This is a genomic window from Paraburkholderia sp. A3BS-1L (genome assembly GCF_051125215.1).
Classification (GTDB): Bacteria; Pseudomonadota; Gammaproteobacteria; order Burkholderiales; family Burkholderiaceae; genus Paraburkholderia.
In genome coordinates this window covers 395,934-422,187 of record NZ_CP120445.1, presented here as the reverse complement: position 1 = coordinate 422,187, position 26,254 = coordinate 395,934, and the positions used below count along the sequence as shown (strand labels likewise).

Here is a 26,254-nt window from a genome sequence, read left to right as displayed (position 1 = left end):
ATAATCTCGCACGCGGTTGGTTCACCCCATTAAGACTCAATGACTTGCAGGGGGAACCATCGTGCGAATAGTCCAGCGCGCCTTTACGGCCGGCGTTGTCATTCTCGGGTTGTGCGGTCCGGCTGCATTCGCGGCGGGCTCGCAGGCCGCATCTTCCGACGAAACGTCCTTCATGGCCGAGAACGACGCCGCCATGACAAGGATGATGGACGGCATGTCGGTCAAACCGACCGGCGACATCGACCGCGATTTCGTCGCGATGATGGTCCCGCATCATCAAGGCGCCATCGACATGGCCCAGGCCGAGTTGCGCCACGGGCACAACGAACAATTGCGCCGCATTGCACAAGAGATCGTGGTCGAGCAACAGCAGGAAATCGTTGCCATGCGCCTCGCGCTCGGGCAACCCTTGCCTCCTCCTGCAAGCACGCCCGATCAGCAGCAAGGGCCAGCCTCCGGACCCGCAGCCCACCTTGATCCGTCGACACATCAGGGCATGCCGATGCGCATGCCGAATCCCACACAGAAGGAGCCGTGATGAAACGCATATCGTTTTGCACCGTCGCCATGTCGGCGGCGGCTATGGCAGCCGCGCAGCTGGTCTGGGCCGGGCAGGCCCCAGGATTGCTATCCGCCCCCGACATTCCGGTAAGCCACCACGATCGCGTCTATGCCGCCGAGCAATTTTCCAACACCGTCTCGGTGATCGACCCGGCCGATAACAAGCTGCTTGGCCTGATCCGTCTCGGCGATCCGTCGCCGGGTAACTTCAGCCCGCTGTACAAGGGGCAATTGCTCGTGCATGGCATGGGTTATGCGCCGGACCATCGCACGATCGCGGTGGTGTCGATCGGTTCGAACTCGGTCTCGTTCATCGACACGCAGACCAACGCCGTCAAGCACGTCACCTACGTGGGCCGCTCGCCGCACGAGGCGTTCTTCACGCCTGACGGCAAGGAAGTATGGGTGACCGTGCGCGGCGAAAACTATGTCGCCGTACTCGACGGGACGACGTATGAGGAGAAAACGCGCATTACCGTTCCGGCAGGCCCCGGCATGCAGATTTTCTCGCCAGACGGGAAGTATGGCTATGTGTGCTCGTCCTTCAATCCGCAGACCGAGGTGATCTCGGTGGCCGACCACAAGATCGTGGGCACGGTCAAGCAGGCCAGCCCGTTCTGCCCGGATCTTGCCGCCACGCCGGATGGAAAGCAGGTCTGGTTCACGCTCAAGGACGTGGGCAAGGTGCAGGTGTTCGACGCCAAGCCGCCGTTTGCCGTGCTCAAGACCATCGACACGGGCCCGATCACGAATCACGTGAACATCGTGCATAACGCGAAGGGCACGTTTGCCTATGTAACGGTAGGAGGACTGAATGTTGTGAAGGTGTTCCGGACCGACGACTTTTCGCAAGTCGCGACGATTCCGGTCGGCAGCTTGCCGCACGGCCTCTGGCCATCGGGCGACGGCAGCCGCATCTATGTCGGCCTGGAAAACGCCGATGCGATGGCGGCGATCGACACGCTCACGAACACCGTGGTTGCCACGGTGCCGATCGGCCAGGCTCCGCAGGCTGTGACCTACGTGCCGGACGCGGTGCCACAAGGCGATGGCACGCAGAACCTGCAGCCGCTGGGACTCGCGGGGCAGACCGCCCACGTTGCGCTGGTGCCGGCGGGTTCTGCGGCTTCGGGCAGTGCAACGGACGCCGCGCACTCGCCTACCACGGTTGCTTTGTTCGACCAGGGGCTCGTGCAGGTTCTGCAGGCCGCCGTGACCGGCTTGCAGCCGAAACAGCACTATGCACTGGGACTTGCCGATCATCCCGATGGCACCGGCGACGTGCAGGTGCTTGCGAACTTCATGACCAACCCTGCGGGTTCCGCAATCGTCAACGCGCTCGGGCAGATTCGCCAACTGGTCACGCCGGAAACGAGCACGTCCGGCGACAAGCGCCGCTATCTGGTGGTGGTCCCGCTCGTGGAGGGCAAGCCGGGCGCGCCGGTTCAGGTGCAGACGCTATGAGCGGGCGAAGCGCGCGGGCCGGCGCCCCGCGCGCTTCGCCGCGGACTGCACGGGCGCGCCGCTCATGCCGTTCATGAGCTCGAGAATCTGGGCGCGCAGCCACAGACTGGCCTGGTCCTGCTCGCTGCTGCGATGCCAGTACAGATGCCATTGCAGATCGGGAAGCTCGAACGGCAGTTCGAAAATGCGCGCGTCGTGGCGTTGCAGAAGCTCGACCGGCGCGGTTAGCGCAAGGTCGGTGCGCAGCGCCACGAGCGGCGCCACCATGTAGTGCTGCACGCGCATTTGTATGCGCCGCTGCCGGCCGAGTTTCTTCAATTCCGCATCGACGAAGCCGCTCCCCTGGCGGCGGCTCGACACCTGAATATGGCCAAGCGCGAGGTAATCGTCCATGGTCAGCGTCTCGCCCGCAAACGGGTGATCGTGGCGCAGCATGCACGCATAGTGGTCGTTGCCGAGCGGTGCCTGATGCAGTTGCGGGTCGTCGACGAGCGGCACGTCGATCGCAAAGTCGATCTTGCCGGTGGCCAGCGCCGTGGACATTTCGCTGCGCGGCGTGAAATAGCATTCGATGCTCATGCCGGGCGCCTGTTGCTGGAGCACCTCGCCCAGTGCGGGCAGCAGCATGGCCTCGCTCAAGTCGGGCATGCTCAGGCGGAAGGTTCGCTCCGAAGTGGCGGGCACGAACACATCGCCTTCGGTCGCGCTCGCTTCGAGCAGTTGCAGCGCCTCGCGCACCCGGCCAATGATGTTCTCGGTGAGCGGCGTGGGCACCATGCCCGTCGACGTGCTCACAAAAAGCGGATCGTCGAACGCCTTGCGCATGCGGGCCAGTGCATTGCTGACCGCGGGTTGCGTGATGAAGAGCGCCTCGGCTGCGCGAGTCAGATTGCGCTTTTCGTAGATCGATTCGAATACGACGAATAGATTCAGATCCAGTTTGGGGGAACGCATCTCACAGTCTCCGTTTGCCGTCATCATAAACGAGAGGTGCGGTGACGATGCGTTCGTTCCGCTTCGGTCTTCTTTCGCCGTGCTGCGCGAGTGATCAATCGCGCAGCGGGGCGTTCAGGTAGGCCGCCATCGCGCCGAGCCGTTCCTTGCCGCTCGCAAGCTCCATTTTCGCAATGGCCTGGAGGTGGACTTCGTCGGGGCCATCGGCGTAGCGCAGCGCGCGCCCCCAGGTCCAGTGATCGGCCAGCGGCGTGTCGGGACTCACACCCATGGCGCCGAATACCTGCATCGCACGGTCGCAAACCGCGGTATGAACCTGCGGCACCAGCGCCTTGATCATCGAGATCTCCTTGCGCGCCGCCTTGGCGCCCACCTCGTCGATCAGCCACGCGGCCTTGAGCACGAGCAGCCGGGCCTGATCGATTTCGATGCGCGACTTCGCGATCCTTTCGCCCACCGTGCCGTGCTGATGCAGATACTTGCCGAAGGTCTTGCGCTCCTGCGCGCGCTCGATCATCAGTTCGAGCGCGAGTTCCGCCGCGCCGATCGAGCGCATGCAGTGGTGAATGCGTCCTGGTCCCAGGCGCGCCTGCGCGAGCGCGAAGCCGCTGCCTTCCTCGCCGAGCAGGTTCGATGCCGGCACGCGCACATTGGTGAACGTGATTTCGCAGTGACCTTCCGGCGAGACGTGGTTCATGACCGTGATATTGCGCACGATCTTCACGCCGGGCGTGCCCGCCGGCACGAGAATCATGCTTTGCTGGCGGTGGGTTTCGGCATCGGGATCGGTCTTGCCCATCACGATGAAGATCTTGCAGTTCGGGTGCGCCGCGTTCGTGATGAACCATTTGCGGCCGTTAATCACATAGTCGTCGCCGTCACGGCGGATCGAGGTCGTGATGTTGGTCGCATCGGACGAGGGGACGTCGGGCTCCGTCATGGCGAACGCCGAGCGAATCTTGCCTTCGAGCAGCGGCACGAGCCACTGCTCGCGCTGCGCCGGCGTCGCGAACATGTGCAGCAACTCCATGTTGCCGGTATCGGGCGCATTGCAGTTGAAGACTTCGGGCGCCCACGAAACGCGTCCCATGATTTCTGCAAGCGGCGCATATTCGAGGTTGGTCAGGCGCGTGCCGGGTTCGTCGTCGTGCAAATGCGGGAGAAACAGATTCCACAGGCCTTCGGCTTTGGCGAGGGCCTTGAGATCTTCCATGAACGAGACCGGGTAGCGGCCCGCGTGCACTTCCTCGTGCCATTGGCGCTGGCGCGGCACGATGTGCTCGTCCATGAAGTGGCGCACGCGGCGGATCAGGTCATCGACCTTGGGGCTATAAGCGAAATTCATGATGGGTTCACTCCGTAAGCTAGATCGTCAGTCCGCCATCGACGACGATGCACTCGCCGTTCGTATAGCTCGCCGCGTCGGACACCAGATAGAGCACGGTGCCGGCCATTTCCTGCGGCTCGGCGTGGCGGCGCAGCGGGATCGCACTGATCCAGCTGTCGTGGATGTCCCTGTTCTCGAACAGCGCCCCGGCAAACTTCGTTTTCGTGAGACCGGGCAGCAGCGCATTCACGCGAATGCCGAGCGGGCCGCACTCCTTGGCGAACGCGCGGGTCATGTTGACAACCGCCGCTTTCGTGATCGAATAAATGCCCTGCTGATCGCCGGGCTGCAGCGCATTGACCGAAGCGGTGTTCACGATGGCGCCGCGGCCCTGCGCCTTCATCATCTTGCCTGCTTCGATCGACATGAAGAAATAGCCGCGCACGTTCACTTCGACGGTCTTGTTGTACGCAGCCAGATCGGTATCGAGAATATGGCCGAAATACGGATTGGCCGCCGCGTTGTTGACGAGAATGTCGAGCCGCCCGTGCTTCTCGCGGATATGGGCGAACGTGGCGGTGATGTCTTCCATGCGGCCGACGTGGCAGGCGAGCGCTTCGGCGCTGTGGCCGTTCTCGCGAATGCTGGCGGCAACGGCTTCGCAGTCTTCGAGCTTGCGGCTCGACACGATCACATGGGCGCCTTGCTCGGCCAGCAGCCTCGCAATGGCTTCGCCGATGCCGCGGCTCGCGCCGGTCACGAGGGCGATCCGCCCCGAGAGGTCAAACGGGTTCGTGGTCAATCTCGTCTCCTTAATTCGGTGTGAGTGTCTCGACGCGGTGAGGCGTCACGCAATCAGTTCCGCTGCGAGACTCGCGAGCGGTTCGACCATGCTGCCCACTTCGTGTGCGTTCGCATTCGAAGCATTGCCTTGCAGCGCGCGCGCTTTCACGCCCTGCGCAATCGATGCGAGGCGAAAGAAGCTGAACGCCAGATAGAAGTTCCAGTTGGCGATGCCGGGCAGGCCGCGTAGTTTGCAGTACTGCGCAATCATTTCTTCTTCTTCGGGAATCCCCAGCGCGGCACGGTCCTGGCCGCGCAGCCCCGTGATATGCCCCTTCGAAGGCAGACGCAGGCACATGCAGAAGTACGCGAGATCCGCAAGCGGGTTGCCGAGCGTCGAAAGCTCCCAGTCGAGTATGGCGCGCACGCGCGGGGCAGCGTGGTCGAAGATCAGGTTGTCGATGCGGAAGTCGCCGTGCACGAGCGCGGGGCGCTGCGTGTCGGCCGGGCAATGCGCGGGCAGCCATTCGATTAGCGCCTCCATGGGCGCGATGCGCTCCGTTTCGGCGGCGCGGTATTGCTTGGTCCAGAGCTCGATCTGGCGCTGGAAATAATTGCCCGGCCGGCCGTAGTCGCTCAAGCCCACGCGTTCGGGATCGACATCGTGCAGCGCCGCGAGCGTCGTGATGATGGCCGCGTAATAGTCGCGCCGTGCATCGCGGTCGATTTCGGGCAGCGCGGGGTTCCAGAAGATCCGCCCATCCTCGTAGCTCATCAGATAGAACAGGCTGCCGAGGATGTCGCGGTCTTCGCAGAGGTGCCAGACGCGTGCCACCGGAACCGGCGTTTCGGCCAGCGCGCTCAGCACACGAAATTCGCGGTCGACGGCGTGCGCGGATTTGAGCAGTTGCCCCGGAGGCTGGCGGCGCAGCACATAGCGGCCGCTTGGCGCTTCGATCAGCCAGGTGGGGTTGGACTGGCCGCCCGGGAACTTAGTGGCCCGCACGGGGCCGCGAAAGCCCGAGAGATGCTGTTCGAGGTAGGGCGTGAGCCGGTCGAGGTCGAGCGACGGGCTGGAGAGTTCAGTGGTCATATCGTTCGATGCTTGACGGGTTCGGGGCTGATCTTGCGAATGGTCTAGCCATAGGTTCGAAACGCGTGACGCTGCGGATCGTCGAGATGGGCGAGGCCGTTGAAGCTCGACAGTTGCAGCGCCTCGCGGTTGAAATAGCAATGCGTCACGCTGCTATTGAGGATTTGCATGTTCAGCGCGATGGCCGTTGCAGCGGGAGCTTGCAGGATCTGCTGAACGAATGCGCCGATGACGCCGCCCGAACTGACCACCAGGACGCGCTGCGCGACGCTTTGCTGAATGGCGGCGCGGGCGTGGGCAACGCGCTGTTGAAATGCGCTCCACGTTTCGGGCGCGCGCTCGTCGAGCGCGCCTTCGGTCCATAGGTGCAGAACCTGCCGCAAGGCTTTGAAGAATTCGCGCGAATCATGCTTCGCGGTATCGGCAAGGTGGCGATGCTCGTCGGGCAGCGCGGCAAATAGCGCGTAAAAATCGTATTCGTCGAGCGCGGCGTGGACTTCGCAACGGGCGGGAAGGCCGGGCATGGCGCGGCGGATCGCGTCGAGCGTTTGCGCGTGGCGGCGCAGCGTACCGGTCATGATGCGGTCGAACTGGATGCCGTCGCGAGCGAAATGTTCGCCGAGCCAGAGGCTTTGTTGCTCGCCTCGGGCGGAGAGGCGGTCGTAGTCGTCCGCGCCTAGAGACGCTTGCCCGTGCCTGATCAGAAAGAGTTCAGCCATCGCTTCGCTAGATATTGGAGGAGTAGGGCTAGCTTAGTGGGTGGCGGTGGTATTGATGAAGTTTATTTGGTGAATGAGTGAGCATTCATGTTGGTAATGATGCTCGGGCAAGTTCAACGTGGCCTGCGTAACCTGTAAGACATATCGGGGCGATTGATTCCGGAGGGACGCGTGGAGAGGAAGGCACTGAAGCCGAGCCGGCCATGGCTGCCGCGTTCAATCGGTTTCACGCCTTCGCGATGGAGTATGAGACAGACCTCATACTCGAGCGTCATGCCGACCAATAGATACAGCATGCGGGCAAGCGCGAGCGAGCGCTCCGAACCAGGGAGGAATTTGTCGTACTGCGCGGCCGTTAGCGGCCCGATGACCAGACGCACGCGCAGGTTGCGCAGCCAGATCCGCTCTCCGGCTAACGCGGTCGCACCAAGGACGATATTGCTTTGCCCGAGTTGCGATTGCCGAACGGGCGGTAAATCGTACATATGGCCGACAAATTGCTCGATGCGGACGCGCACATCGAAGTAATCGGACAGCGTGCGCTGCAGGTAATACGCCGAGACGGCGCGATGGGGTGCCACTGTGCCGTGTCCTGCGACCGCATCGCCGATGAGCGCGCCGGGTTGGCTGTGCAGCATCTGCTGCGTGCTGGCGTCGGCGATGCCGGCCAGCGATTGCAGAATCGGCAAATAGCGCTCGTTTCGGTCGAGTTCGTAGTGGTGGGGCAGCCAGTACTTCTTCCATGCGGCGTAAAAGTGGGCTGTCGCGCGGTTTGAGAAGATGTCGAGAAACGCACGGCCGGAACGGTCGCGGTTAGCATGCTCTTCGTTCGTGATTTGTTCGGTATAGCGTAGGGGCAGTGCGCCCTGGCTGCCGAGCAGGCCAAAGAAGGCTGGGGTGAGGTCGACGCGGAATACCTCGGAGGCCGTATGTTGCGACGTGTCGGTCAGACGTTCGCCAGCGACGTTATACGACACGATTTGCTTGATCTCGCTGGGTGGAAATGTGGTCGATAGCGTCGTGCGAAACGTGATTCGGTAGGCGAGTGCGTCGCGTGGCCGTGCTCCGCCGTGCTCGACGAACCAGCGTTCGAGCAGGCGCACCGCGTTGAAGAACTCGAAGCGCCAGGGCTCGGTTAGTAGGTGGTCGAGAGGAGAGGGGGCTTGGGGCTGGGGTGGCATGGGGTGTATTGGTTCAGGCGGGCGAGCTTTGGGCGATGGTGTCAGCCTTTGAATGGTTCGAGGTGCAGCAGCAGTGGCCGACGGACTGCGGTTGTGTCTGGCTACACCGATGAAATCAGACGGGCGCCGCATTCGGTGGGGTCATCGTGGTATGCAACCCGCTTGCCGTGGTGACTACGTTGACCGATCTCAGGCAGGATTCTGAATTTCCCGTTACATTTAGGACACCACGTCAAATCGTCCTGCAAGGCAACTGGGACCCCCATCGCCATTATCTCGTCGCACGCGGTGATGACTTCACCGCCATGCGTGGTTTTGTCGTGAAGGCGAATAACGCCTCGACCGTGTTCGTCTTTCATTTGCGGTTCTCCGTGTTACGCGCTGGAGGCTATTGCCTCTTCCTGCTGGAGGGATTCGAGCATTGCGAGCCGCAGGCTTTCGCCCGCGTAACGCGTGCGGTATTGCAGATAGCCACCGCTTTCCCATGGCGCGTTGCGCAGAGGCGCGGCGGCTTTCGATGTGAATGGCTTGAAGCCGGCGTATGAGTCGTGGCAGTACGTGCTGAACAATTTCAGCTCATCCTCGCCGGGCCTGCGCTGCATGATCCGGTCAAGGATCTCGCGCCGCTCCTTCGGCAGGATCGGCATGTCCTGGGAGAGTGGTGTGCGTGCGGGTTTGGAACCGTTCTTGCCGAAGAGCCGGCTGCGCAGCGATGGCTTCCGCGAGCAGGCTTCGTTTTGGGCGTTGTCGGCTTGAGTAGTTGCGCTGCCGTTTTCGCCGATGTTCTTCGGGAATATTTTGTGTGCGCCGAGCAGATCATTCTGGTCGGCGCAGCCGGCGCTTTGCACGAACGGCAGCGTGTCGTAGGCATGGCGGTACTCGTAGCGCCACGCGAGAATATCGATCAGGCAGTCGGTGATAGCGCGCATTCCGGTTGCCGTTGGCCTGAATGAAGGCGTCGTAGTCGGATTGAAGCTGCTCACCGATCACGAATGCGTCCCAGCCGTCACGGATGGTCGCGTTTCGAATATCGATTGGTACTTTGGCCGCTTTGGCCGCCAGATACATCATGTTCAGTGGTATGCGGGCCAGCTTGTTCTCATCGTCTCCGCCGTTCTTGCCCTGTTCTCCAGGCAGGTACCCTCCACCCAGATCGGAGTGCATCCCAGGAAAGCGGAACTGGCGGCAGCGCGGTGGCAGCTCGTCGCCGGGTGTCTTCACGTCCTCCAAGGGAAACGATTCGCGCTGCTCATGCATCGCGACATAGTGCTCGCAGTGACGTACACGTGGAGAAATACGCAGATTCTTTGCTTCGCCCCAGGCCTCATGGCCATTGGTCCAGCGGCTCGCTGCCGGCCCGAGGCCGACGGCGGCCACCGTGTCGAAAATGCCGAGAAAACGGATATGCGTCTTGACCTGCGCGAGCGTGTCGCCGTCGCAACATTCATCGAGCCAGTTGCAGAACACGCGCGCCTCAGCCGCGCCACGGCTGAAGCCGAACACATCGATAAAGACCTCGACCAGCTTCGGAGAGGGTATTTCGTCGATTTTTTGCGCGAGTTGTGCGAACTGCTGTTTCAGGAACGTTGTCCGGTGAGAATGGCCATTGAGGGTAAGCAGTCCGCCCTGGTCTTTCATGCCTACCTTGTCCAGCGCCCGTTGATCGGCTGGCGAAAGGGTGTTGGGAGTGCCGCCTTCTACGCCGGTCTGGATCGACAGCCATGCGTTGCTGCATAGCGCCTGGACGGTTTGCCGCTCGATCATGGGCGTGTCATAGTTGTCGAGTGACTGGTGCATGACGTTAAGCACGTGTAGCAGGCCGAATACGATGCGCGCGTCGCCACCCGCGCCAAAGCCCATTCCCAGCATGCTTGGCCCTTTCTCGCCGATCTGGGGAAATGGCGTGCCGACGCCGCGAATATAGACCGGGTAGTAACCTTTCAGTTTGTTTGTCGGATATGCCCGGTACAGGCGCGCGACGTTGCTGTCTTTTTTAGCGCGAGTTGCGTCCCCCCTCCCTTACCTGACTCGTCCCAGTCCTGGTTATTGCCGGTGCCATCGAAGAACACACCGATATGGAGTGCAAATTCGCATTTTTCCGGACGGTATCTCATGGTTTGTGTCGTTGCGGTCACACCTTCTGTGTTGCCCGGGTGCGCGGCGGCCTGCAACAGGCTGATATCGTCGCTCATTGGCTGGGTGCTCCTGCGTCACGATGAGAAGTAGTCGTGGTGCTTTTTTGAGGCGCGCACTCAGGCAAGCCTGGCGACACCTGGCAGCGTCGGGCGAAGCGCGCGGCACGCATGCTTTGATCGGCATTTCTCAAGCATTCCTGGGATTCGTAGCTGGTCTTTATCGATGCGCATTGAGGCAGATAACGGCGCGCATCCGCGCGTTGGTCATCGAGTATTTTTTCATTCTCCTGCTTCACGCAGGTCGCCGGATCGGACACGCTGGCACACCGCTGTTTGATGATCCGGGCATCCAGTAGCCGCTCATCCCAGTCACGGCTTTCAGTTCGTGCCGGATACATATACCAAGGCTCCTTCATCGGAATCGGATCGTGAGGGCCGGGGTAATCGGGTGCGCGCGGCCCATGATCGGCGACCACCACACGCACGGTGCCGTTGGCAAGAAAATGCACCCAGAGGTCGCCGCCGTCTTCCGGGTAGGGTTCGACCGGCACATCCGCTACGTATGTGCTGCCCTTGTCGTGCTGCCAATCCCGCACGTCCCAGACCACATGCACCGTCATCCCTGGACGCCATTTGACCGGCAGGAGAGGCGCAGACACACCTGCATTACCGGTGCCGGCCTGCTGACCCGCCGCGCCGTTGACCCAAAAGTCAGTGACGCTCAGGTTATCGGCGAGGTGGTCGATACCGCCCATGGAGTAGCCAAATTTCTTTTCTTTTCCGGCCGACTGGCAGGCTGCCAGCCCAGCCAGCAACGTAATACCGAGCGCCGCCAGCCATACACGGAATTTCCGGTTTGTCATCGTCTTGTGCCCTTTTCAGTTTGTCTAAACCGCGCGCCATTTCATCAGTTCATACCATTGCCCCGCGGCTCTGGATGACTCGACCTCGAGACCCGGCACCACGGTGATTGGGGCGTGGCGCGCTTCCGACACCCGCAGCGGGGCCAGCACGACGTCATGAACGGTGCGGAAAACGCATTCTGTTTCGCCCATCTTGTCGGACTTCAGCTCTGATCCGCGCGCGATAACGGGCGGCGGCGCCGTTGCGGCAGCCGCCGGGCGCCGGCGAACTGCGCAATCGAGCACGCCGGAAAGGGCCGAAGATAATGCGGGTAAAGTGCTTCGAGCAGCGCATCGGTAAACTCGGGATAGTCGTCCTCGATTTTCTTGCTGATGCGCGCGCCAAGAAACGCGAACGATTCGATCAGGCGCTCGACATGTGGATCCTCTACATGCTCGCCGATGATCCCGAGCCGGCCCGCGGTTTTCGGGTAGCGCTGTGCAAAATCGGCCGAATAGCGCCGCAGGAACGCCAGTTCACGCTCGTAATAAGGCAGCAGTTCATCCATCGATAGCACCAGGGCGCCTGCCGCCGGCACGGCTGACCGAGTATTGGCCCGTCGTGGCCTGAAATTGCGCGTCGAAGCTGACCGGCTCCCGCGCCGGGTGAACCACCAGCATGGCCTTGATGGCGAATTGCAATCCACCGATAGACTGCGGACGCTGCTCCAGCGTTACCTCGGCCCCCACCAGACGGGGCTCGTGCCGCTTGATGGCCACCCTGATGGATTCGCCGATGGCATCGCGAGCTTCGGAGTTCGAGAGACTGAGCCCCGTGAAATCGTTCAGACCGTAGGTGAGAATCGATTTGGTGCATTCGGGAAATCGGGTCATGTACTCCTCTGAAAATATCATGCGCGTATTCAGAATTGATTCGATATTCCGCGCCACCGAATTCTTGAGTTCATCGAGCGATATCTTGCGTACCGTAGATGAATCGGGCGCGTTATAAAAGAGCTTGTCAAACAGGTCTGGTTCGAAGCGCATGGTCTTGTTGCCGGAACACGGCAGAGGAATACCCTGGAATAGCCGGGAGCAGTTAATCGAATTTTATTAATATCGTGCGATATCTGGCGTCATAGTACGAATCATTTATCCAGGCGATCAATATTCTCCGGATAGATAATCCTCAATTACTGCGACATGCCAAGCAAAGCGAAAATAATTATATCCATGACAAAATAAATAATGGAAATCGTTGAATTGTATTCAACCCTATGCTTGGGTCGATAATGATTGCCGCTGTGGGGCGTTGTCGTCACTATTCCACTAGCCGTCACGGCTAGCGAGTGAGAAGTGGTCTGCGCGATTGCAGACCGGATTGCATGGTCGTATGCTGGGTGTCACGCTCGGTGGCTTCGAAACAGGCGCCGCCGCAACGGCGCCTTCAGGACAGCCCGTCTTCCCCCCTCAATTCACGTCGCGCAACTGCACCTCCGCCGCCTCCAGCACCTGCGTTTCCTCCCGTTCCCGCTCAAGCAGCGGATAAGCAAGCGCGCAGATATGCGACTGAATCCGCACGAGATCGCGCAACACGTCCAGATGCAGCGAACTCGACGCAATGCTGTCCGGCAGGCCATCGCGCAGCCGTTCGAGGTGCCGGTCGCGCGCCGCGCGTTCGAGCCGCCGCAGCGCCTGTTTGTCGGCGATAAGTTGCGCGGCGGTCTGCGTGCGGCCCGAGACCAGCAGCGCCTGGGCGCGGTGGAAGCTGTCGGTCACCGAGCGGTGCATCATGCTCAGTTCCTCCGCGCCCTCGGGTGAAAAGCTCAACTGCATCTTGATCTTTTTCTGCGCGTTCTCCAGCAGGTTTTTGTCGATGATGTCGCCGATATGCTCGAGGTTGATCACGGCTGTCATGATCGCCGAAGCCCAGCGCCGGTCCTCCTCGGTCAACGGTTCGCGCGTGATGTCCGTGACGTAGCGCTTGATCGCATCGTGCAGCATGTCCACGGAGTCGTCGCGGTCCGCCAGTTCGCTGACCGCGCGGCGGTCGTTGGCGAGCAGCACCGGCACGCTCGCGCTCAGCATCGCGTCGACGATTTCGCTCATTCTGATGACTTCGCGCGCCGCGCACGCAAGCGCCTGGGAGGGCGCCTGCAAGGCATCCATGTCGAGGTAGCGCGGCGAATCGGAATCGTCGGCTACGCCGGGCGCGGGCAGCAACCGCTCGAGCAGCCGCGACACCGGATCAAGCACGCCGATGAACAGCACCGCAATGCCCACGTTCACGCCGGTATGGAAGTTGGCGATCGCGTGGCTCGCGTCGCCGGGCATGCGCTCGAGCAGTTGCGCAAGCGGTGTGCACAGGCCGAGCAACAGCAGGCACACGCCGCCGCGCAGCAGCAGGTTGCCGGCGGGCAGCCGGCGGCGGCTGCGGTCGTCGCCTTTGGCGGCTTCGAAATACGGGTTGAGCGCGCTGCCCACGTTCGCGCCCAGCACCATGGCGATGGCGCTGTCCATCGGCACCGAATGGAGGTTCGCAAGCGACATCACGAACAGCACGACAGGAATGCTCGAATGCGCGGCCCATGTGAGCAGGCAGGCGAGCGCGGCGTTGAGCACGGGTTCGCCGGCCAGCGCGCCCAGCACCGTGCGCAGCGCGGGCGCGCTCTCGGCGGGCTGCACCGTGGAGACGAGCAGGGTGAGCGCGAGCAGCATCAGGCCGAGACCGATCAAGGCGCGTCCGATGTCACGGTTGCGCGAGCCCTTGCCCTTTTCGAACATGCCCATGCCCACCAGCAGGCAAGCCGGCGAGATCCAGCTGAGATCGAGCGAGAAGGCCTGCACGATCAGTGTCGAGCCCACGTTCGCGCCGAGCATCACAGCAAGGCCGGTAACGGGCCGCATCAGCCCGCGCGCTGCGAATGACGACGCGATCATGCCGGTCGCCGTGCTGCTCTGCAGCGCGCCGGTGATGGCGAGCCCCGCGAAAAAAGCGTTGAAGCGGTTGCCGAGGCTCTTCCCCATGAAGCGCTTGAGCGATGCGCCGTACGCGCGCATCAGTCCCGATTCGACCATGTGCAGGCCCCACGTCAGCAACGCGACGCCGCCTGCGAGATGAAGGACGATCAGAATCACGGGTTCCTCCCTGTGCTTTTTTTGTGCCTGCAGCAACCTGCGTGCCCGCCGTGATTGCCCTTTGCGTTCCCTGCCAGCTATCTCCCTGGGTATCCTGAGCGTCTTAGCGCACCGCGGCCTTGTTCGAGATGCGCGAAAGCCCGAGCAGCACGAGCAGCGTGGCTGCACCAAGGACCATCGTGAGCGTCGATGCATCGAAGATCGCCCCGCGGTCGGAGAGCGCGAAGATGCCCACGGGCAGCGTCACCCATCCCGGCGGATAAATCATCAGCGTAGCGCCTAGCTCGCCCATCGAGAGCGCGAAGCTCAGGCTGAACGATGCGAGCAGGTAGGGCGCAACGAGCGGCAGCGTCACGCGCGTGAGCTGGTAGAACGGATTCGCGCCGAGGCTTTCGGCCACCTCGCCATATTCGGGCGCGACCCGCGCGAGCCCTGCCGAGACGTTGCCGTATGTGAACGCCGAGATCAGCAGGAAATGCGCGAGGAACACGATCGTGGCCGTGCCGTTGAGCAGCACCGGCGGCTGGCTGAAGGCCACCAGCAGTCCGAGACCGATCGAGACCGAGGGCACCGCGCTCGGCACGAAGAAGATCACGTCGAGCACGCGCTTGGACATGCCCTTCATGCGCTTGAGCGCGAGCGCGGCCCACGTGCCGCTCACGAGTGCCGCGGCGCTCGCCAGCGCGCCGGTGAAGACGCTCACGCGCAGCAGTTCGGCGGAATCGCCGTGCAGCGCCCGCGTGTAGTGCGAAAGCGTGAAGTGGCTCGGCAAAATGCCGTTCCATTGCCCGCTCACGCTCGCGAGTGCGATCATCGCGACGGGCAGCCCGTAGATCGCGCAAAACAGCAGCGCAGCGACGCTCCACGTCGACATTCTTGCCCATCTAGCCCAGAGCAGCACGGCGACCTCCGAAAAGTGACAGGACAGTGCGATAGCAGGCATAGAGCCCAAGCGACAGCGCGATGTTGATGACGGCGATCACGCATGCGGTGGTGTAGTCGAACTCCTGAATCGCCTTGCCGTAGATGAGCAGCGGCAGCGTGATCACGTCCTTCGCGCCGATGAACAGCACGATGCCGAACTCGTTCACGGTGAGCAGCAGGCAGAGGCTGCCGCCCGCAAGCAGCGCGGGCAGCGCCGCCGGCAGGATGATCTGCCGGATGATGCGCAGCGGCTTCGCGCCGAGGCTGCTTGCCACTTCGATCTGCGCGTTGTCGATCTGCGAGAAGCAGGCGAGCAGCGGCCGCATGATGAACGGCGTATAGACCGTGATTTCCGAGAGCACGACGCCCCATTGCGTGTACAGGAAGTCGAAGGGCGGGAGGTTCAAATGAAAGATCGCCATCAGCGACTGGTTCAGCAGACCGGCCGATCCGTACACGAACGTGAATGCGAGCGCGACCAGAAAAGTCGGCAGCGCGATGAAGGTGTCGATCAGGCGCCCCACGAAGCGCGCCCCCGGAAACGGCACGAACGCGATCACGAGCGAGAACACGAAGCCGAGCACGAGACAGCCCGCCGATGCGCACACCGCAATCGCGATCGTGTGATAAAGGCCGCTCAGAAACTGCCGCGAATGCAGCACCGTGGTGAAGTTCTCGAGCGATAGCGTGTGCGTGTCGCCGCCCAGCGCCTGCGCCACGATCAGGCCGAATGGGTAGAAGAAGATGGCCGCGAGCACGACGAGCGGCGGCGCGATCCACAGGTTGCGCGCGAGCGCCCTGGCCGCGCCGGCGCGCGCCGGCGGCGGCGCTATCGCGAGATCGGCGATATCAGACATGGCCTTCGCCCTCCGGTACGAGCGTGACGTCCGCCGCATCGAAGTGCACGGGCAGCACGGCGCCGGGTTCGGGTGGGCTCGACAGCGGCGCTCGCGTGAGGCGCAGCATCTCGTCGCCCACTTCGAGCATCACGCTGTGCAGCTCGCCGAGCCACTGCACGCTGCGCACGACGCCCGTCACGCTGTTGGACTTCTGCGCGCGCGGCTCGAAGTGCAGGTCGTGCGGCCGCACGCATACGTAGCAGGCGCTGCTCGCGGCCAGGTTGTGATGGTTGCGTCCCTCGATCACGAAATCGCCGCAACGCACGCGTGCGAAGCCATCGTCGAGCGGCTCCAGCTGGCGCGCCGGCAGCACGTTCGCGCGGCCGAGGAACTCGGCTGCGAAGCGGTTCGGCGGATGCCGGTACAGCCCCTGGGTGTCGCCATAGGCCACGAGCTTGCCGTCGCGCATGATGCCGATGTGATTCGCGAGCGTGAGCGCCTCGGTCTGGTCGTGCGTCACATACAGCACGGTCAGCGAGGGCAGGCTGCGGTGCAGCTTGGCGAGCTCGTCGAGCATCGAGCGGCGGATCTGCGCGTCGAGCGCCGAGAGCGGCTCGTCGAGCAGCAGCACCTGCGGCCGGATTGCCAGCGCGCGGGCAATCGCGACGCGCTGCTGCTGGCCGCCCGAGAGCTCGCGCGGGTAGCGCTTCGCATACTTGGACATCCCCACGAGCCCGAGGCACTCGGGCACGCGTGCGCGGATCAGGTCAGCTTCGGCGCCGCGTGCGCGCAGCCCGAAGGCGACGTTGTCCTCCACGCGCATGTGCGGAAACAGCGCGTAGTTCTGCACCACCATGCCGATATTGCGCGCATAGGGCGGCAACTGCGTCACGTCCTTGTTGCCGATCACGATGCGTCCCGCGCTCGGCTGCACGAAGCCCGCGACGGCCCGCAGCGCGGTCGTCTTGCCCGAGCCCGAAGGGCCGATGAGCGCGACGATCTCGCCAGGCTTCACGGTGAGCGTGAGCGAATCCAGAATTGTCTGCCCGCCGTATGCCACCGACACATTTTCGAAACCGATGCCGCTCGCGCCTTGCGCGAGAGAAGCCGGCACCGGGGAGGCTTGCTGCTGCCTCCGTTCCATGGTGAGGGAATTGGCCATGAGTCGCTCGATCAGTTGCTGGAAATCGCGTGGTTGTATTTCGCCACGTCGGCTTTCAGGTCGCGCATGACCTGATTCCAGTCGGGCGACCAAACGTCGACGCCCTGCATCATGGCGTTGAGCGTCTTGAAGTTGTCGTCGGTGGGATGCACGTCGGTGCGCACCGGCATGCCGTAGGCGGTCTTGCTGACCTCTTGCTGGGCGGCGGCGCTCAGCAGGAAGTCGATCAGCTTCTTGCCGTTATCGGCATGCGGCGCACCGGCCACGAGCCCGACGTAATAGGGCAGCGAGAAAGTCGTGCGCTTGCCATCGGGACCGGCGGGGAAGAACACCTGGATATTCGGGTTCTCGCGCATCTGCGAGAGGTTCATCTGCAGGTCGCCGTTGGCCACGTAGAGCTCGCCCTTGTTCACGAGCGCCGTGAGCTTGCCCGTGGAGGCGGACGGCCCGAGGTTGTTCACCTGGAGCTTGCGCAGATAATCGAAGCCGCTGTCCTTGCTGCCGAACGCGTGAAAGGTTTGCAGCATGAGCGCGGTGCCGTCACCGGCCTGGCCCGGCGTGGAGTACTGCACCTTCTGCTTGTATTGCGGCGCGAGCAGATCGGAATAGGCTTTAGGCGGGGTCTTGAGCACCGCCGAGTTGTAGATGAAGGTCGGATAGTTGTCGACCATCGCGACATACATGCCCTTCGGATCCTTGTCGCGTGCCTCGATCTTGTCCGCGCCGGCCGGCGTGTAGGCCTGCAGCAGACCATCGGCGGCGGCCTTCTGCATGAACGGCGGCAGCGTCACGAGCACGTCGGCCTGAATGTTCGACTTCTCCTTGCCGAGGCGGTCCACCACGCTGCTCGAACCGGCTTCGATGTATTGCACCTTGATGCCGGTGGCTTTCGTGAATGCTTCGAATTGGTTGCCGTACCAGCTCGGCGTGCCGTCATGAAGGCCGTCCGCGCTATAGATGGTCACGACGTTGGATTGCGCGTGGACAGCGCCCGCTGCGAGCGCGAATGCGCAAGTCACCGCGGCGATCAGTTGAGTCTTCATATCCATCCTTCCTTGCGTTGGGTTTGGATGCTGGGAAAATCTCGTGTGTTCTTGCAGTTCTGCCTGCAGTTCTGCCGTGTGACAACAGCGTGGCAATGTTGCCTGTTCGATTTGTTGGGGACCAGCCAGGGTTACTGCGCGGCCGTGCCTGGAGCATCAGCAGAGGCCGCGCAACACGTGCTTCGTGAGTGCCTTATTCCCAGGGCATCGACCACGTTCTCACGTTCGTATAGCTCTTCATGGCCTCGACCATGCCTTCCTTGTAGCCGTTGCCCGAGTCCTTGATGCCGCCGAACGGCGACATCTCCGTGCGATAGCCCGGCACTTCCCAGACGTTCACCGTGCCCACCTCCAGCTCCTTGACGAAGCGCGTCGTATAGTCGAGCCGGTTCGTGCAGATGCCCGAAGAGAGGCCGTATGCCGTCGAGTTCGAGATGCGGATCACCTCTTCGATGTTGTCCGGCACGCGGATGATCGGAATCACCGGGCCGAACGTTTCTTCATGCACGAGCTCGCAGTCGTAGGGCACGTGGTCGACCACGGTGGGCGCGAAGAGGGCCCCGCGACGTGGTGCGCCGTACAGCACGCGTGCGCCGCGCGCTTCAGCGTCGGCCACGCGGCGCTCGAAGAGTTGCGCGGCGGCCTCGTTGATCACGGTGCCCACGTCCACGTTCGGATCCATCGGGTCGCCGCACTTGAGCTTCTTCGCGTGCACGAGCACACGCTCGACGAATTCGTCGGCCACGCTCTCCACCACGAGAATGCGCTTGACCGCCGTGCAGCGCTGGCCCGAGTTCTTGGTCGCGCCCGTGACCGCGAGCTGCGCGGCGCGCTCGAGGTCGGCATCTTCCATCACGATGAGCGGGTCGTTGCCGCCGAGCTCCAGCACCGTGCGGCGATAGCCGGCGTTCTGCGCGATGTACTTGCCCACGCGCACCGAGCCCGTGAAGGTGATCAGGTCGCAGTGCGGGTCCGTGATCATCGAGTCGCCCATGGTGCGCGGATTGCCGGTGACCACGCTCAGCATCTCGGGCGGCAGGCCCGCTTCGTAGAGCACGTCGGCGAGCGCGAGCGCGGTGAGCGGCGTGAGCTCGGTGGGCTTGAGCACGACGCGGTTATTGGTGGCGATGGCTGGTGCGAGTTTGTGGCTCACCATGTTCAGCGGGTGATTGAACGGTGTGATGGCCGAGATCACGCCGAGCAGCGGCAGGCGCGTCGTGAAGATCTTGCGGTTCTTGCCGTTCGGGCTGATGTCGCACGAATAGATTTCGCCATCGTCCTTGATCGTGAGCTGCGCGGCGAACGACCAGACATCGTAGGCGCGGCTCGCTTCATAGAGCGAATCCTTCCAGCAGAGCCCCGATTCGGCGGTGATGAGCCGCGCGAAATCTTCCTTGCGATCGCGCAGCGCCTCGGCCGTGGCTTGCAGGATGCGCTGACGCTCGAAGCGCGTGAGCGTCGGCTTGTAGGCATGGCCTTTGGCAAAGGCCTCTTGCACATGCTCGGGACGACCCGCCGGCACGGTGCCGACGACTTCGTTGCTGTATGGGTTCAGGACTTCGATCACTTCGTCGGTCGCGACCTGCCGGCCGGCGATGCGCATGGACTCCTGCTTGAATGCGGGTTTCGTCATGACGTTCATCGCTACCTCGTTCCGTGTTTCGGTTTCGGTGAGTTTTTCGTTGGCTGTGCTTTGGCCTGCATGCGCCGTTCGCCCAGGCGCGGCGGCATGCAGGGTGGGGCCGTTGCTTGTGGTGCTGGTCGCGCCTGTAGTGGATCAAGCGATGGCGGTTTGCACCACGCAGTTCAGCGCGACGTCGAAGATGTCGAAGTTGCGCAGCGCGCGGCCCTGCGGCCAGTCGATCTTGCGGTTCACGAGCAGCGGCACGTCCTGCTCCGAGAGCCCCCCGTGCGAGCGCAGCGGCTCGGTGAGTCCGGAGAAGTCGTGGCGCGCCGCGCTCGTGCCGAAGACCTTGCTGCGAGTACCGACCACCACGATGTCGCCCACACGGTCGGGCGGCAGCTCGAAGCGCTCGCAGGCGGCCGCGTTGTCGAGCGCGAGCTCCACGCCATCGGTCTTGCGCAGGCGTTCGAGGAGCGCTGCCGCGTCCGCGCCTTCGGGCAGATAGACGGTGGCGAACGAGCCGAGCGCGCCGTGGTGCGCAACGTAAGGGTCGGTGATCGGCAGGATCACACGCGCCTTGCCCTTGCCAATCCACTCGTCGAACAGGTCCTGGAGGTAGAGCACGTCGGGCTCGCCGTTGGCGCGATGCTTGTCGTTCATGCCGTGGTCGGCGGTGATCGCGAGCACGCAGCCGGCCGCGTCGAGCTGGCCCACGTAGTGGTCGAACATCGCGTAGAAGTCGTTGGCCTTCGGCGCGCCGGGCGCGGCCTTGTGCTGCACGTAGTCCGTTGTCGAGAGATACATCAGGTCGGGGCGGAAGGTATCGAGCAGCTTCACGCCCGCCGCGAACACGAATTCCGAGAGGTCGGCCGAGTACACGTCGGGCAGCGGCTTGCCCACGAAGGCCAGCACGTCGCCGATGCCGTTGGCCTCGCGCGTGGCCTGGTCGGCCTTTTCGGCGGAGAACCCGATCGCGCGGCCGCTCGAAAAATCGAGCCCCTTGCCCAGCAGCGTGCGCAGCTTGTCCTTGGCGGTCACGACCGCCACTTTCGCGCCGGCTCTAAAGAAGGTCTCGAAGATGGTGGGCGCGCGCAGGAAGCGCGCGTCGTTCATCATGACTTCTTCGCCACTCGTGCGGTCGTAGAAGTAGTTTCCCGCAATGCCGTGCACCTTCGGCGGGCGGCCCGTGAGGATCGAGAGATTGTTCGGGTTCGTGAAGCTCGGGATCACGCACTGGGCGATGCGGCTCGTGCCGGTGCGCAGCAGCTTCGCGAGGTTCGGGGCGCATCCGGCCTTGACGGCCTCTTCGATATAGGCGGGCTCGGAACCGTCGAGGCAGATCACCACGACGGGCGCGGTGGGGAAGCGGTATTCGCGGCCATTCACGGCCAGTGCGTTGTCGTTCAGCGTGCTCATTGCGTTTTCCTTCAAGCGGTTTTAGCGACCGGACTCGTCACACCTACGTCGGCCGCACCCATCTCGTCGAGCACCTCGCCGATCGCAACAAGCGCAGCGCGCATTTCTTTCTCGCCAATGCGGCCGATACAGCCGATGCGGAACGAGTCCGCTACCGTGAGCTTGCCTGGGTAGATCACGTAGCCGCGCGCCTTGAGGCTTTCGTAGAACTGATTGAACACGAAGCGCGGGTCCTCGGGCATGTGGAACGTGACGATGATGGGGGCCTGCAAGGCATCGGGCAGCAGCGGCTTGAAGCCGAGCGCGCGCATGCCTTCGAGCAGGATCCGGCAGTTGTTGCGGTAGCGTGCGCCGCGTCCGGCCACGCCGCCTTCGGCTTCGAATTCCTCGAGCGCCTGGTGGAATGCCACGATCACATGCGTGGGCGGGGTGAAGCGGTACTGGCTCGTCTTCTCCATGTTGACCCACTGTTCGTGCAGGTCGAGCACGAGCGTGGTGGCGTTGCCCTGCGTCTGCTCGAGCGCCTTGCGCCGGCAGATCACGAAGCCGAGGCCCGGCACGCCTTCGATGCACTTGTTCGACGAGGCGGCGACCGCATCGATATGCATGGTCTGCACGTCGAGCGGCAACGCGCCGAATGCGCTCATCGAATCGACGAGAAAGCGCTTGCCATATTTGTGTGCGAGCGCACCGATCTGCGCGATGGGGTTCAGGATGCCCGAGGTGGTTTCGCAGTGAATCGTGAACACATGCGTGATCGACGGCGTGCCCGCGAGGATGGCCTCGACCTGCGCGAGATCGGGCGGAGTGTCTTCGGGCGTTTCATGAACCACGGTCTTGCGGCCGGCAATATCGAGGATGCGCTTTGCGCGCTTGCCGTAAGCGCCGTTGATCAGCACCAGCACCTCGCCGTTCGAGGGCACGAAGGTGGTGAGCATCGCTTCCACGGCGAACGTGCCGGAGCCCTGCATCGGCACCGTCACCCAGTCGTCGGCGCCGTTGGCGATGCTGGCGAGACGCGCGAGCACCGAGCGGTTGATCTCGATGAAGTTTGCGTCGCGCGAGCCCCAGTCGTGAACCATCGCCGCCTTGACGGTGCGCGAGGTCGTGAGCGGGCCGGGGGTGAGCAGCAGCGGATCGCCAGTTTCAGAAGTGGCGGGCGGGCAAGACGTGGAAGCTGTCATGAGGTGTCTCCGTGAAGTTTGGTTCTGACTTCGGTTCTGACACTGCGTCACTGCATTGTTAAAGCCACTTTAGGCCTCGCAACAAAAACAGTCAATACGCCATAAATTGCCACATACCCAGGAAATATACCGATGTGTCGGGGAGGGTGTGCGGCGCGCCGGCAATCGATGGCAGTGCAGGCAGCAAAGTCGATCGGGGGGAAGCAGAGACGGGCGGCCTGGGCCGCCCGGAGCGGGGATGCGCGAGGGCGCGTCAGCTTTGGCCGGTGGCGACGATCACGTTCCACTGGTTCTGCGCGAATACGCGCGACATATGCGCGGGCGGCGGCGCATCGACGATCAGCCCGGCGATGTGCGGCACAGGCGCGATCCGCACCGGCGTGCCGTGCTCGAACTTGCTGTGGTCCGCGAGCACGTAGACCTCTTTGCCGGCCTTCATCATGAGATGGCGCTGTTCGGCGGCGAGCCGCGAATAGTCGGTGAGCTCGCCTTCGGGCGAGATGCCGCCCACGCCCAGAAACACGAGATCGCAGCGGAAATGCGCGAGCGCAGCCATGGTCTCGACGCCGAACGCTGCCTCGTCGTTGGGCTCGATGTCGCCGCCGAGCATGATGACCTTCACACCCGGCGAGCGGCACAGTAGCAGCGCGATCGGCAGGCTGTTGGTGATCACGGTGAGGTCGCTATGGTTCGCGAGCGAGGCCGCGAGCCCGAGCGTGGTCGACCCCGAATCGATCAGCACGACCATGCCGTCGGTCACGAGGCGCGCCGCCGCCGCGCCGATGGCCGCCTTGCCAACGGCGTTCGCCGCTTCGCGCGTGGCGAGCGACGGCTCGTCTTGCGCACGCTTCGCGGCGCCGCCGTGCACGAGGCTCAGGCGGCCCTGCTCGGCCAGCGCTTTGAGGTCGCGGCGGATGGTTTCGCGCGAGACCCCGAGCGTGGCCGACATGTCCGCGACGCTCACCGAGCCGCTCGCGTCGAGGCTTTGCAGGATGTAGTCGATGCGGCCCACGGCGAGCCGCCGGCTCAGCAGCGTGGCCGGCGTAACGGATGCATCGGGCGGAGCGGCGTGGTTATCGGCCATGGTGGGGTTCCCGGATGAAACAGCTGAAGTCACAAAATACCACAAAATACCGTGTGACTCGATCCGGCGTGGTGTGCGGTACCCCGAAGGAGACGGCGCGATACGGTGAATTCCCGATGAGATGGATAGGGAACCCTTGTCGGAGCAGGCGGATGTGGCGTTCGGGCCGGGCAATTCCGTTAATCCCTGGATGTGACTTTGATGTTGTTTTTTGTTGTTTTGTGTTGCATTCTTTGGCCTGTCCGCTGTTGGTATGAATTGCCCGCCACGTCCTCTCTCTTTGCATCGAGGCTCATGCCCATGTCTACCTCTGTCCCCACGCACGCACGCGTCGTCATCGTCGGCGGCGGCATTGTCGGTTGCTCCGTCGCGTATCACCTCACCAAGCTCGGCTGGCGCGACGTCGTCCTGCTCGAGCAGGGCGCGCTCTCGTGCGGCACCACCTGGCACGCCGCAGGTCTCGTCGGCCAGTTGCGCTCGCAGCAGAGCATGACGAAGCTGATCCGCTATTCGACGGCGCTCTACGCCGAGCTGGGGGCCGAGACGGGGCTGGCCACGGGCTGGAAGCAGTGCGGCTCGCTCTCGGTGGCGCGCACCGGGGAGCGGATGACGCAACTCAAGCGCACAGCGGCCTCCGCGCGGGCCTACGGCGTGGTGTGCGACGTGATCGGCCCGCGCGAGGCCGGCGAGCTCTGGCCGGTGATGCGCACCGACGACCTGCTGGGCGCGGTCTGGCTGCCCGGCGACGGCAAGGCGAACCCCACCGACCTCACGCAGTCGCTCGCGCGCGGCGCCCGCCAGCGCGGCGCGCGCATTGTCGAGAACACGCGCATCACCGCGGTTCATACGGAAGCGACGCCCTCGGGCCGCGCGGCCACCGGCGTATCGTGGCGCAACAAGGACGGCGAGGAGGGCACGCTGCACGCGGAGATCGTCGTCAATTGCGCGGGGCAGTGGGCGAAGGCGGTCGGCCGCATGTGCGGCGTGACCGTGCCGCTGCATTCGGCGGAGCACTACTACATCGTGACCGAGCGCATCGCCGGTGTGCATCCCGATCTGCCGGTCATGCGCGATCCGGACGGCTTCATCTATTTCAAGGAAGAGGTGGGTGGCCTGGTGATGGGCGGCTTCGAGCCCAACGCGAAACCGTGGGGCATGAGCGGTATCCCCGAGAATTTCGAGTTCCAGCTACTGCCCGACGACTGGGATCAGTTCGAAATCCTGATGGAAAACGCGCTGCAGCGCGTGCCCGCGCTCGAAACCGCGCAGATCCGGCAGTTCTACAACGGGCCGGAATCGTTCACTCCCGACAACAATTTCATCGTGGGCGAGGCGCCCGAGTTGCGGCGCTTCTTCGTGGGCGCGGGCTTCAACTCGATGGGCATTGCCTCGGCGGGCGGAGCAGGCATGGCGCTGGCCGAGTGGATCGTCGCGGGTGAGCCGACCATGGATCTGTGGCCCGTGGACATTCGCCGCTTCGCGCGCTTCAACGGCAACGACACCTGGCTGCATGACCGCGTGAAGGAAACGCTGGGCCTGCACTATGCGATGCCCTGGCCGAACCGCGAGCTCGACACGGCGCGTCCGTTCCGCCGCTCGCCGATCTACGCGCAACTCGCGGCGGATGGCGCGTGCTTCGGCAGCAAGATGGGTTGGGAGCGCGCGAACTTCTTCGCGCCGAGCCCGCATGAAGCGCGCATCGACTACGCATTCGGTCAGCAAAACTGGCTGCCGTGGAGCGGCGCGGAGCACCGCGCGTGCCGCGAAGGCGTCGCGCTGTTCGACATGAGTTCGTTTGCGAAGCTGCTCGTGAAGGGTCGCGATGCGGAAGCGGTGCTGCAATCGATCGTCGCGAACGATGTGGCGGTACCGGTTGGCTACACCATTTACTCAGGGTTGCTAAATGAGCGCGGCACCTACGAGTCGGACCTCACGCTCACGCGTCTCGCCGACGATCAGTACCTCGTGGTGACCGGCTCGGCCCAGGCAACGCGCGATCTCGATTACCTGGAGAAAGCGATTCCCGCCGATCGCCACTGCGTGCTCGTGGACGTGACGAGCCAGTACGCGGTGCTCGCCGTCATGGGGCCGCATTCTCGCGCGCTGCTGCAAAGCGTGTCGAAGGCCGATTGGGGCGCCGAAGCGTTCCCGTTCGGTCAAAGCCGCGAGGCCGACATCGGTTATGCGACGGTGCGCGCGACTCGCCTCACCTATGTGGGCGAACTGGGCTGGGAGCTGTACGTGCCGGTCGAATTCGCGGTCGGCGTATACGAAACCCTGCATGCAGCGGGCAAGGCCTTCGGGCTCGTCAATGCCGGCTATTACGCGATCGATTCGCTGCGCATCGAAAAAGGCTATCGTGCGTGGGGCCGCGAGCTCTCGCCCGATTGCAATCCGTTCGAGGCTGGTCTCTCGTTCGCGTGCAAGCTCGACAAGGACATTGCGTTCCGGGGCCGCGAAGCGCTCTTGCGGTTGCGCCAGCAGCCCTTGCAGCGCCGCCTGGTCGTGCTCACCGCAGAAGGCGCGAGCGAGCAGATGCTGTGGGGCGGCGAGGCCATTCTGCGCGATGGCGAGGCGGTGGGCTCGGTCACCTCGGCGGCCTTCGGCCACACACTCGGCTGCCCGGTCGCGATGGGCTTCGTCTCGCGCGAGGATGGCGCGGTCGATGCGGCGTGGCTCGCTGACGGGCGCTATGCGATCGACGTGGCCGGGGAACGGGTTCCGGTCAACGTGCATCTGAGCGCCCCCTACGATCCGCGTGCATTGCGCGTGAAAAGCTGA

General features: G+C 63.5%; 24 protein-coding genes and 1 pseudogene. 3 read left to right on the top strand and 22 right to left on the bottom strand.

Annotation, left to right across the window (positions count from 1 at the left end):
* Positions 1–61 precede the first annotated feature (61 nt).
* Both P5W99_RS32645 and P5W99_RS32640 read left to right on the top strand, forming a co-directional pair.
* A complete protein-coding gene (locus tag P5W99_RS32645) occupies positions 62–538 on the top strand; it encodes a DUF305 domain-containing protein (RefSeq protein ID WP_421028676.1) in 477 nt (158 codons plus the stop codon).
* Positions 538–2,025: a YncE family protein gene (locus tag P5W99_RS32640; RefSeq protein WP_421028675.1), complete on the top strand. Its 1,488-nt coding sequence runs from the start codon at positions 538–540 to the stop codon at positions 2,023–2,025. Before P5W99_RS32645 ends, P5W99_RS32640 begins: the two co-directional genes overlap by 1 nt.
* On the opposite strand, the gene P5W99_RS32635 is transcribed toward P5W99_RS32640, so the two are convergent.
* The 22 genes and pseudogenes from P5W99_RS32635 to P5W99_RS32530 all read right to left on the bottom strand — a co-directional run bounded on the left by P5W99_RS32635 (position 2,020) and on the right by P5W99_RS32530 (position 23,473).
* Positions 2,020–2,979: a LysR family transcriptional regulator gene (locus tag P5W99_RS32635; RefSeq protein WP_421028674.1), complete on the bottom strand. Its 960-nt coding sequence runs from the start codon at positions 2,977–2,979 to the stop codon at positions 2,020–2,022. The two genes, P5W99_RS32640 and P5W99_RS32635, sit on opposite strands and share 6 nt — an antisense overlap.
* A 94-nt stretch (positions 2,980–3,073) precedes the next feature.
* The gene (locus tag P5W99_RS32630) at positions 3,074–4,324 is read right to left on the bottom strand and encodes an acyl-CoA dehydrogenase family protein (RefSeq protein ID WP_421028673.1); all 1,251 of its coding nucleotides are present in this window, start codon (positions 4,322–4,324) and stop codon (positions 3,074–3,076) included.
* Positions 4,325–4,343: 19 nt separating this feature from the next.
* Complete coding sequence (locus tag P5W99_RS32625; RefSeq protein ID WP_421028672.1) at positions 4,344–5,108, bottom strand: SDR family oxidoreductase; 765 nt, start codon at positions 5,106–5,108, stop codon at positions 4,344–4,346.
* Positions 5,109–5,153: 45 nt separating this feature from the next.
* Positions 5,154–6,182 (bottom strand): phosphotransferase, encoded by a 1,029-nt coding sequence (locus P5W99_RS32620; protein ID WP_434666500.1) that lies wholly within the window; start codon positions 6,180–6,182, stop codon positions 5,154–5,156.
* 44 nt (positions 6,183–6,226) lie between these two features.
* The gene (locus P5W99_RS32615; RefSeq protein ID WP_421028670.1) at positions 6,227–6,901 is read right to left on the bottom strand and encodes a histidine phosphatase family protein; all 675 of its coding nucleotides are present in this window, start codon (positions 6,899–6,901) and stop codon (positions 6,227–6,229) included.
* 113 nt (positions 6,902–7,014) lie between these two features.
* The gene (gene tssG / locus P5W99_RS32610) at positions 7,015–8,082 is read right to left on the bottom strand and encodes a type VI secretion system baseplate subunit TssG (protein ID WP_434666496.1); all 1,068 of its coding nucleotides are present in this window, start codon (positions 8,080–8,082) and stop codon (positions 7,015–7,017) included.
* Between the two features lie 101 nt (positions 8,083–8,183).
* On the bottom strand, positions 8,184–8,441 hold the full coding sequence (locus P5W99_RS32605) for a PAAR domain-containing protein (RefSeq protein ID WP_421028669.1): 258 nt from the start codon (positions 8,439–8,441) through the stop codon (positions 8,184–8,186).
* A gap of 15 nt (positions 8,442–8,456) precedes the next feature.
* Positions 8,457–8,930: a hypothetical protein gene (locus tag P5W99_RS32600; protein ID WP_434666492.1), complete on the bottom strand. Its 474-nt coding sequence runs from the start codon at positions 8,928–8,930 to the stop codon at positions 8,457–8,459.
* Entirely contained in the window at positions 8,899–9,951 is a 1,053-nt protein-coding gene (locus P5W99_RS32595) for a phospholipase effector Tle1 domain-containing protein (RefSeq protein WP_434666490.1), read from the bottom strand. The genes P5W99_RS32600 and P5W99_RS32595 overlap by 32 nt, the downstream gene beginning before the upstream one ends.
* Positions 9,952–10,022: 71 nt before the next feature.
* On the bottom strand, positions 10,023–10,274 hold the full coding sequence (locus P5W99_RS32590; protein WP_421028666.1) for a hypothetical protein: 252 nt from the start codon (positions 10,272–10,274) through the stop codon (positions 10,023–10,025).
* Positions 10,271–11,080, bottom strand: coding sequence for a DUF3304 domain-containing protein (locus P5W99_RS32585; RefSeq protein ID WP_434666488.1), 810 nt, complete (start codon positions 11,078–11,080; stop codon positions 10,271–10,273). The genes P5W99_RS32590 and P5W99_RS32585 overlap by 4 nt, the downstream gene beginning before the upstream one ends.
* Before the next feature lie 60 nt (positions 11,081–11,140).
* Positions 11,141–11,628 (bottom strand): annotated as a pseudogene (locus P5W99_RS32580) (type VI secretion system baseplate subunit TssF); the annotation flags it as partial.
* Positions 11,621–12,106: a type VI secretion system baseplate subunit TssE gene (gene tssE / locus P5W99_RS32575; protein WP_434666485.1), complete on the bottom strand. Its 486-nt coding sequence runs from the start codon at positions 12,104–12,106 to the stop codon at positions 11,621–11,623. The pseudogene P5W99_RS32580 and the gene tssE, both read right to left, overlap by 8 nt.
* Before the next feature lie 423 nt (positions 12,107–12,529).
* A complete protein-coding gene (locus tag P5W99_RS32570; protein WP_421028663.1) occupies positions 12,530–14,197 on the bottom strand; it encodes a Na/Pi cotransporter family protein in 1,668 nt (555 codons plus the stop codon).
* A gap of 103 nt (positions 14,198–14,300) precedes the next feature.
* Positions 14,301–15,071 (bottom strand): ABC transporter permease subunit, encoded by a 771-nt coding sequence (locus tag P5W99_RS32565; protein WP_434666481.1) that lies wholly within the window; start codon positions 15,069–15,071, stop codon positions 14,301–14,303.
* Between the two features lie 10 nt (positions 15,072–15,081).
* Positions 15,082–15,978 carry a 2-aminoethylphosphonate ABC transporter permease subunit gene (locus P5W99_RS32560; protein ID WP_421028661.1) on the bottom strand — a complete coding sequence of 299 codons (897 nt, stop codon included), beginning with the start codon at positions 15,976–15,978 and terminating at the stop codon, positions 15,082–15,084.
* Positions 15,971–17,122, bottom strand: a complete 1,152-nt coding sequence (locus tag P5W99_RS32555; protein WP_421028660.1) for an ABC transporter ATP-binding protein — start codon at positions 17,120–17,122, stop codon at positions 15,971–15,973. The genes P5W99_RS32560 and P5W99_RS32555 overlap by 8 nt, the downstream gene beginning before the upstream one ends.
* Before the next feature lie 11 nt (positions 17,123–17,133).
* The gene (locus tag P5W99_RS32550; RefSeq protein WP_434666477.1) at positions 17,134–18,165 is read right to left on the bottom strand and encodes a 2-aminoethylphosphonate ABC transporter substrate-binding protein; all 1,032 of its coding nucleotides are present in this window, start codon (positions 18,163–18,165) and stop codon (positions 17,134–17,136) included.
* A gap of 193 nt (positions 18,166–18,358) precedes the next feature.
* Positions 18,359–19,807 carry a phosphonoacetaldehyde dehydrogenase gene (gene phnY, locus P5W99_RS32545; protein ID WP_421028658.1) on the bottom strand — a complete coding sequence of 483 codons (1,449 nt, stop codon included), beginning with the start codon at positions 19,805–19,807 and terminating at the stop codon, positions 18,359–18,361.
* A gap of 135 nt (positions 19,808–19,942) precedes the next feature.
* Positions 19,943–21,205 (bottom strand): phosphonoacetate hydrolase, encoded by a 1,263-nt coding sequence (phnA, locus tag P5W99_RS32540; RefSeq protein ID WP_421028657.1) that lies wholly within the window; start codon positions 21,203–21,205, stop codon positions 19,943–19,945.
* Positions 21,206–21,216: 11 nt separating this feature from the next.
* Positions 21,217–22,389 (bottom strand): 2-aminoethylphosphonate--pyruvate transaminase, encoded by a 1,173-nt coding sequence (locus P5W99_RS32535; protein WP_434666473.1) that lies wholly within the window; start codon positions 22,387–22,389, stop codon positions 21,217–21,219.
* 253 nt (positions 22,390–22,642) lie between these two features.
* The gene (locus tag P5W99_RS32530) at positions 22,643–23,473 is read right to left on the bottom strand and encodes a DeoR/GlpR family DNA-binding transcription regulator (protein ID WP_434666470.1); all 831 of its coding nucleotides are present in this window, start codon (positions 23,471–23,473) and stop codon (positions 22,643–22,645) included.
* A gap of 300 nt (positions 23,474–23,773) precedes the next feature.
* Here P5W99_RS32530 and P5W99_RS32525 point away from each other — a divergent pair, with 300 nt between their 5' ends.
* Complete coding sequence (locus P5W99_RS32525) at positions 23,774–26,254, top strand: GcvT family protein (RefSeq protein WP_421028654.1); 2,481 nt, start codon at positions 23,774–23,776, stop codon at positions 26,252–26,254.

Coding starts and splice junctions, on each gene's coding strand:
- P5W99_RS32640 (WP_421028675.1), top strand. CDS start 538: ATGAAACGCATATCGTTTTGCACCGTCGCCATGTCGGCGGCGGCTATG.
- P5W99_RS32635 (WP_421028674.1), bottom strand. CDS start 2,979: ATGCGTTCCCCCAAACTGGATCTGAATCTATTCGTCGTATTCGAATCG.
- P5W99_RS32630 (WP_421028673.1), bottom strand. CDS start 4,324: ATGAATTTCGCTTATAGCCCCAAGGTCGATGACCTGATCCGCCGCGTG.
- P5W99_RS32620 (WP_434666500.1), bottom strand. CDS start 6,182: ATGACCACTGAACTCTCCAGCCCGTCGCTCGACCTCGACCGGCTCACG.
- P5W99_RS32615 (WP_421028670.1), bottom strand. CDS start 6,901: ATGGCTGAACTCTTTCTGATCAGGCACGGGCAAGCGTCTCTAGGCGCG.
- tssG (WP_434666496.1), bottom strand. CDS start 8,082: ATGCCACCCCAGCCCCAAGCCCCCTCTCCTCTCGACCACCTACTAACC.
- P5W99_RS32605 (WP_421028669.1), bottom strand. CDS start 8,441: ATGAAAGACGAACACGGTCGAGGCGTTATTCGCCTTCACGACAAAACC.
- P5W99_RS32595 (WP_434666490.1), bottom strand. CDS start 9,951: ATGCTGGGAATGGGCTTTGGCGCGGGTGGCGACGCGCGCATCGTATTC.
- P5W99_RS32590 (WP_421028666.1), bottom strand. CDS start 10,274: ATGAGCGACGATATCAGCCTGTTGCAGGCCGCCGCGCACCCGGGCAAC.
- P5W99_RS32585 (WP_434666488.1), bottom strand. CDS start 11,080: ATGACAAACCGGAAATTCCGTGTATGGCTGGCGGCGCTCGGTATTACG.
- tssE (WP_434666485.1), bottom strand. CDS start 12,106: ATGCGCTTCGAACCAGACCTGTTTGACAAGCTCTTTTATAACGCGCCC.
- P5W99_RS32565 (WP_434666481.1), bottom strand. CDS start 15,071: ATGTCGACGTGGAGCGTCGCTGCGCTGCTGTTTTGCGCGATCTACGGG.
- P5W99_RS32560 (WP_421028661.1), bottom strand. CDS start 15,978: ATGTCTGATATCGCCGATCTCGCGATAGCGCCGCCGCCGGCGCGCGCC.
- P5W99_RS32555 (WP_421028660.1), bottom strand. CDS start 17,122: ATGGCCAATTCCCTCACCATGGAACGGAGGCAGCAGCAAGCCTCCCCG.
- P5W99_RS32550 (WP_434666477.1), bottom strand. CDS start 18,165: ATGAAGACTCAACTGATCGCCGCGGTGACTTGCGCATTCGCGCTCGCA.
- phnY (WP_421028658.1), bottom strand. CDS start 19,807: ATGAACGTCATGACGAAACCCGCATTCAAGCAGGAGTCCATGCGCATC.
- phnA (WP_421028657.1), bottom strand. CDS start 21,205: ATGAGCACGCTGAACGACAACGCACTGGCCGTGAATGGCCGCGAATAC.
- P5W99_RS32535 (WP_434666473.1), bottom strand. CDS start 22,389: ATGACAGCTTCCACGTCTTGCCCGCCCGCCACTTCTGAAACTGGCGAT.
- P5W99_RS32530 (WP_434666470.1), bottom strand. CDS start 23,473: ATGGCCGATAACCACGCCGCTCCGCCCGATGCATCCGTTACGCCGGCC.
- P5W99_RS32525 (WP_421028654.1), top strand. CDS start 23,774: ATGTCTACCTCTGTCCCCACGCACGCACGCGTCGTCATCGTCGGCGGC.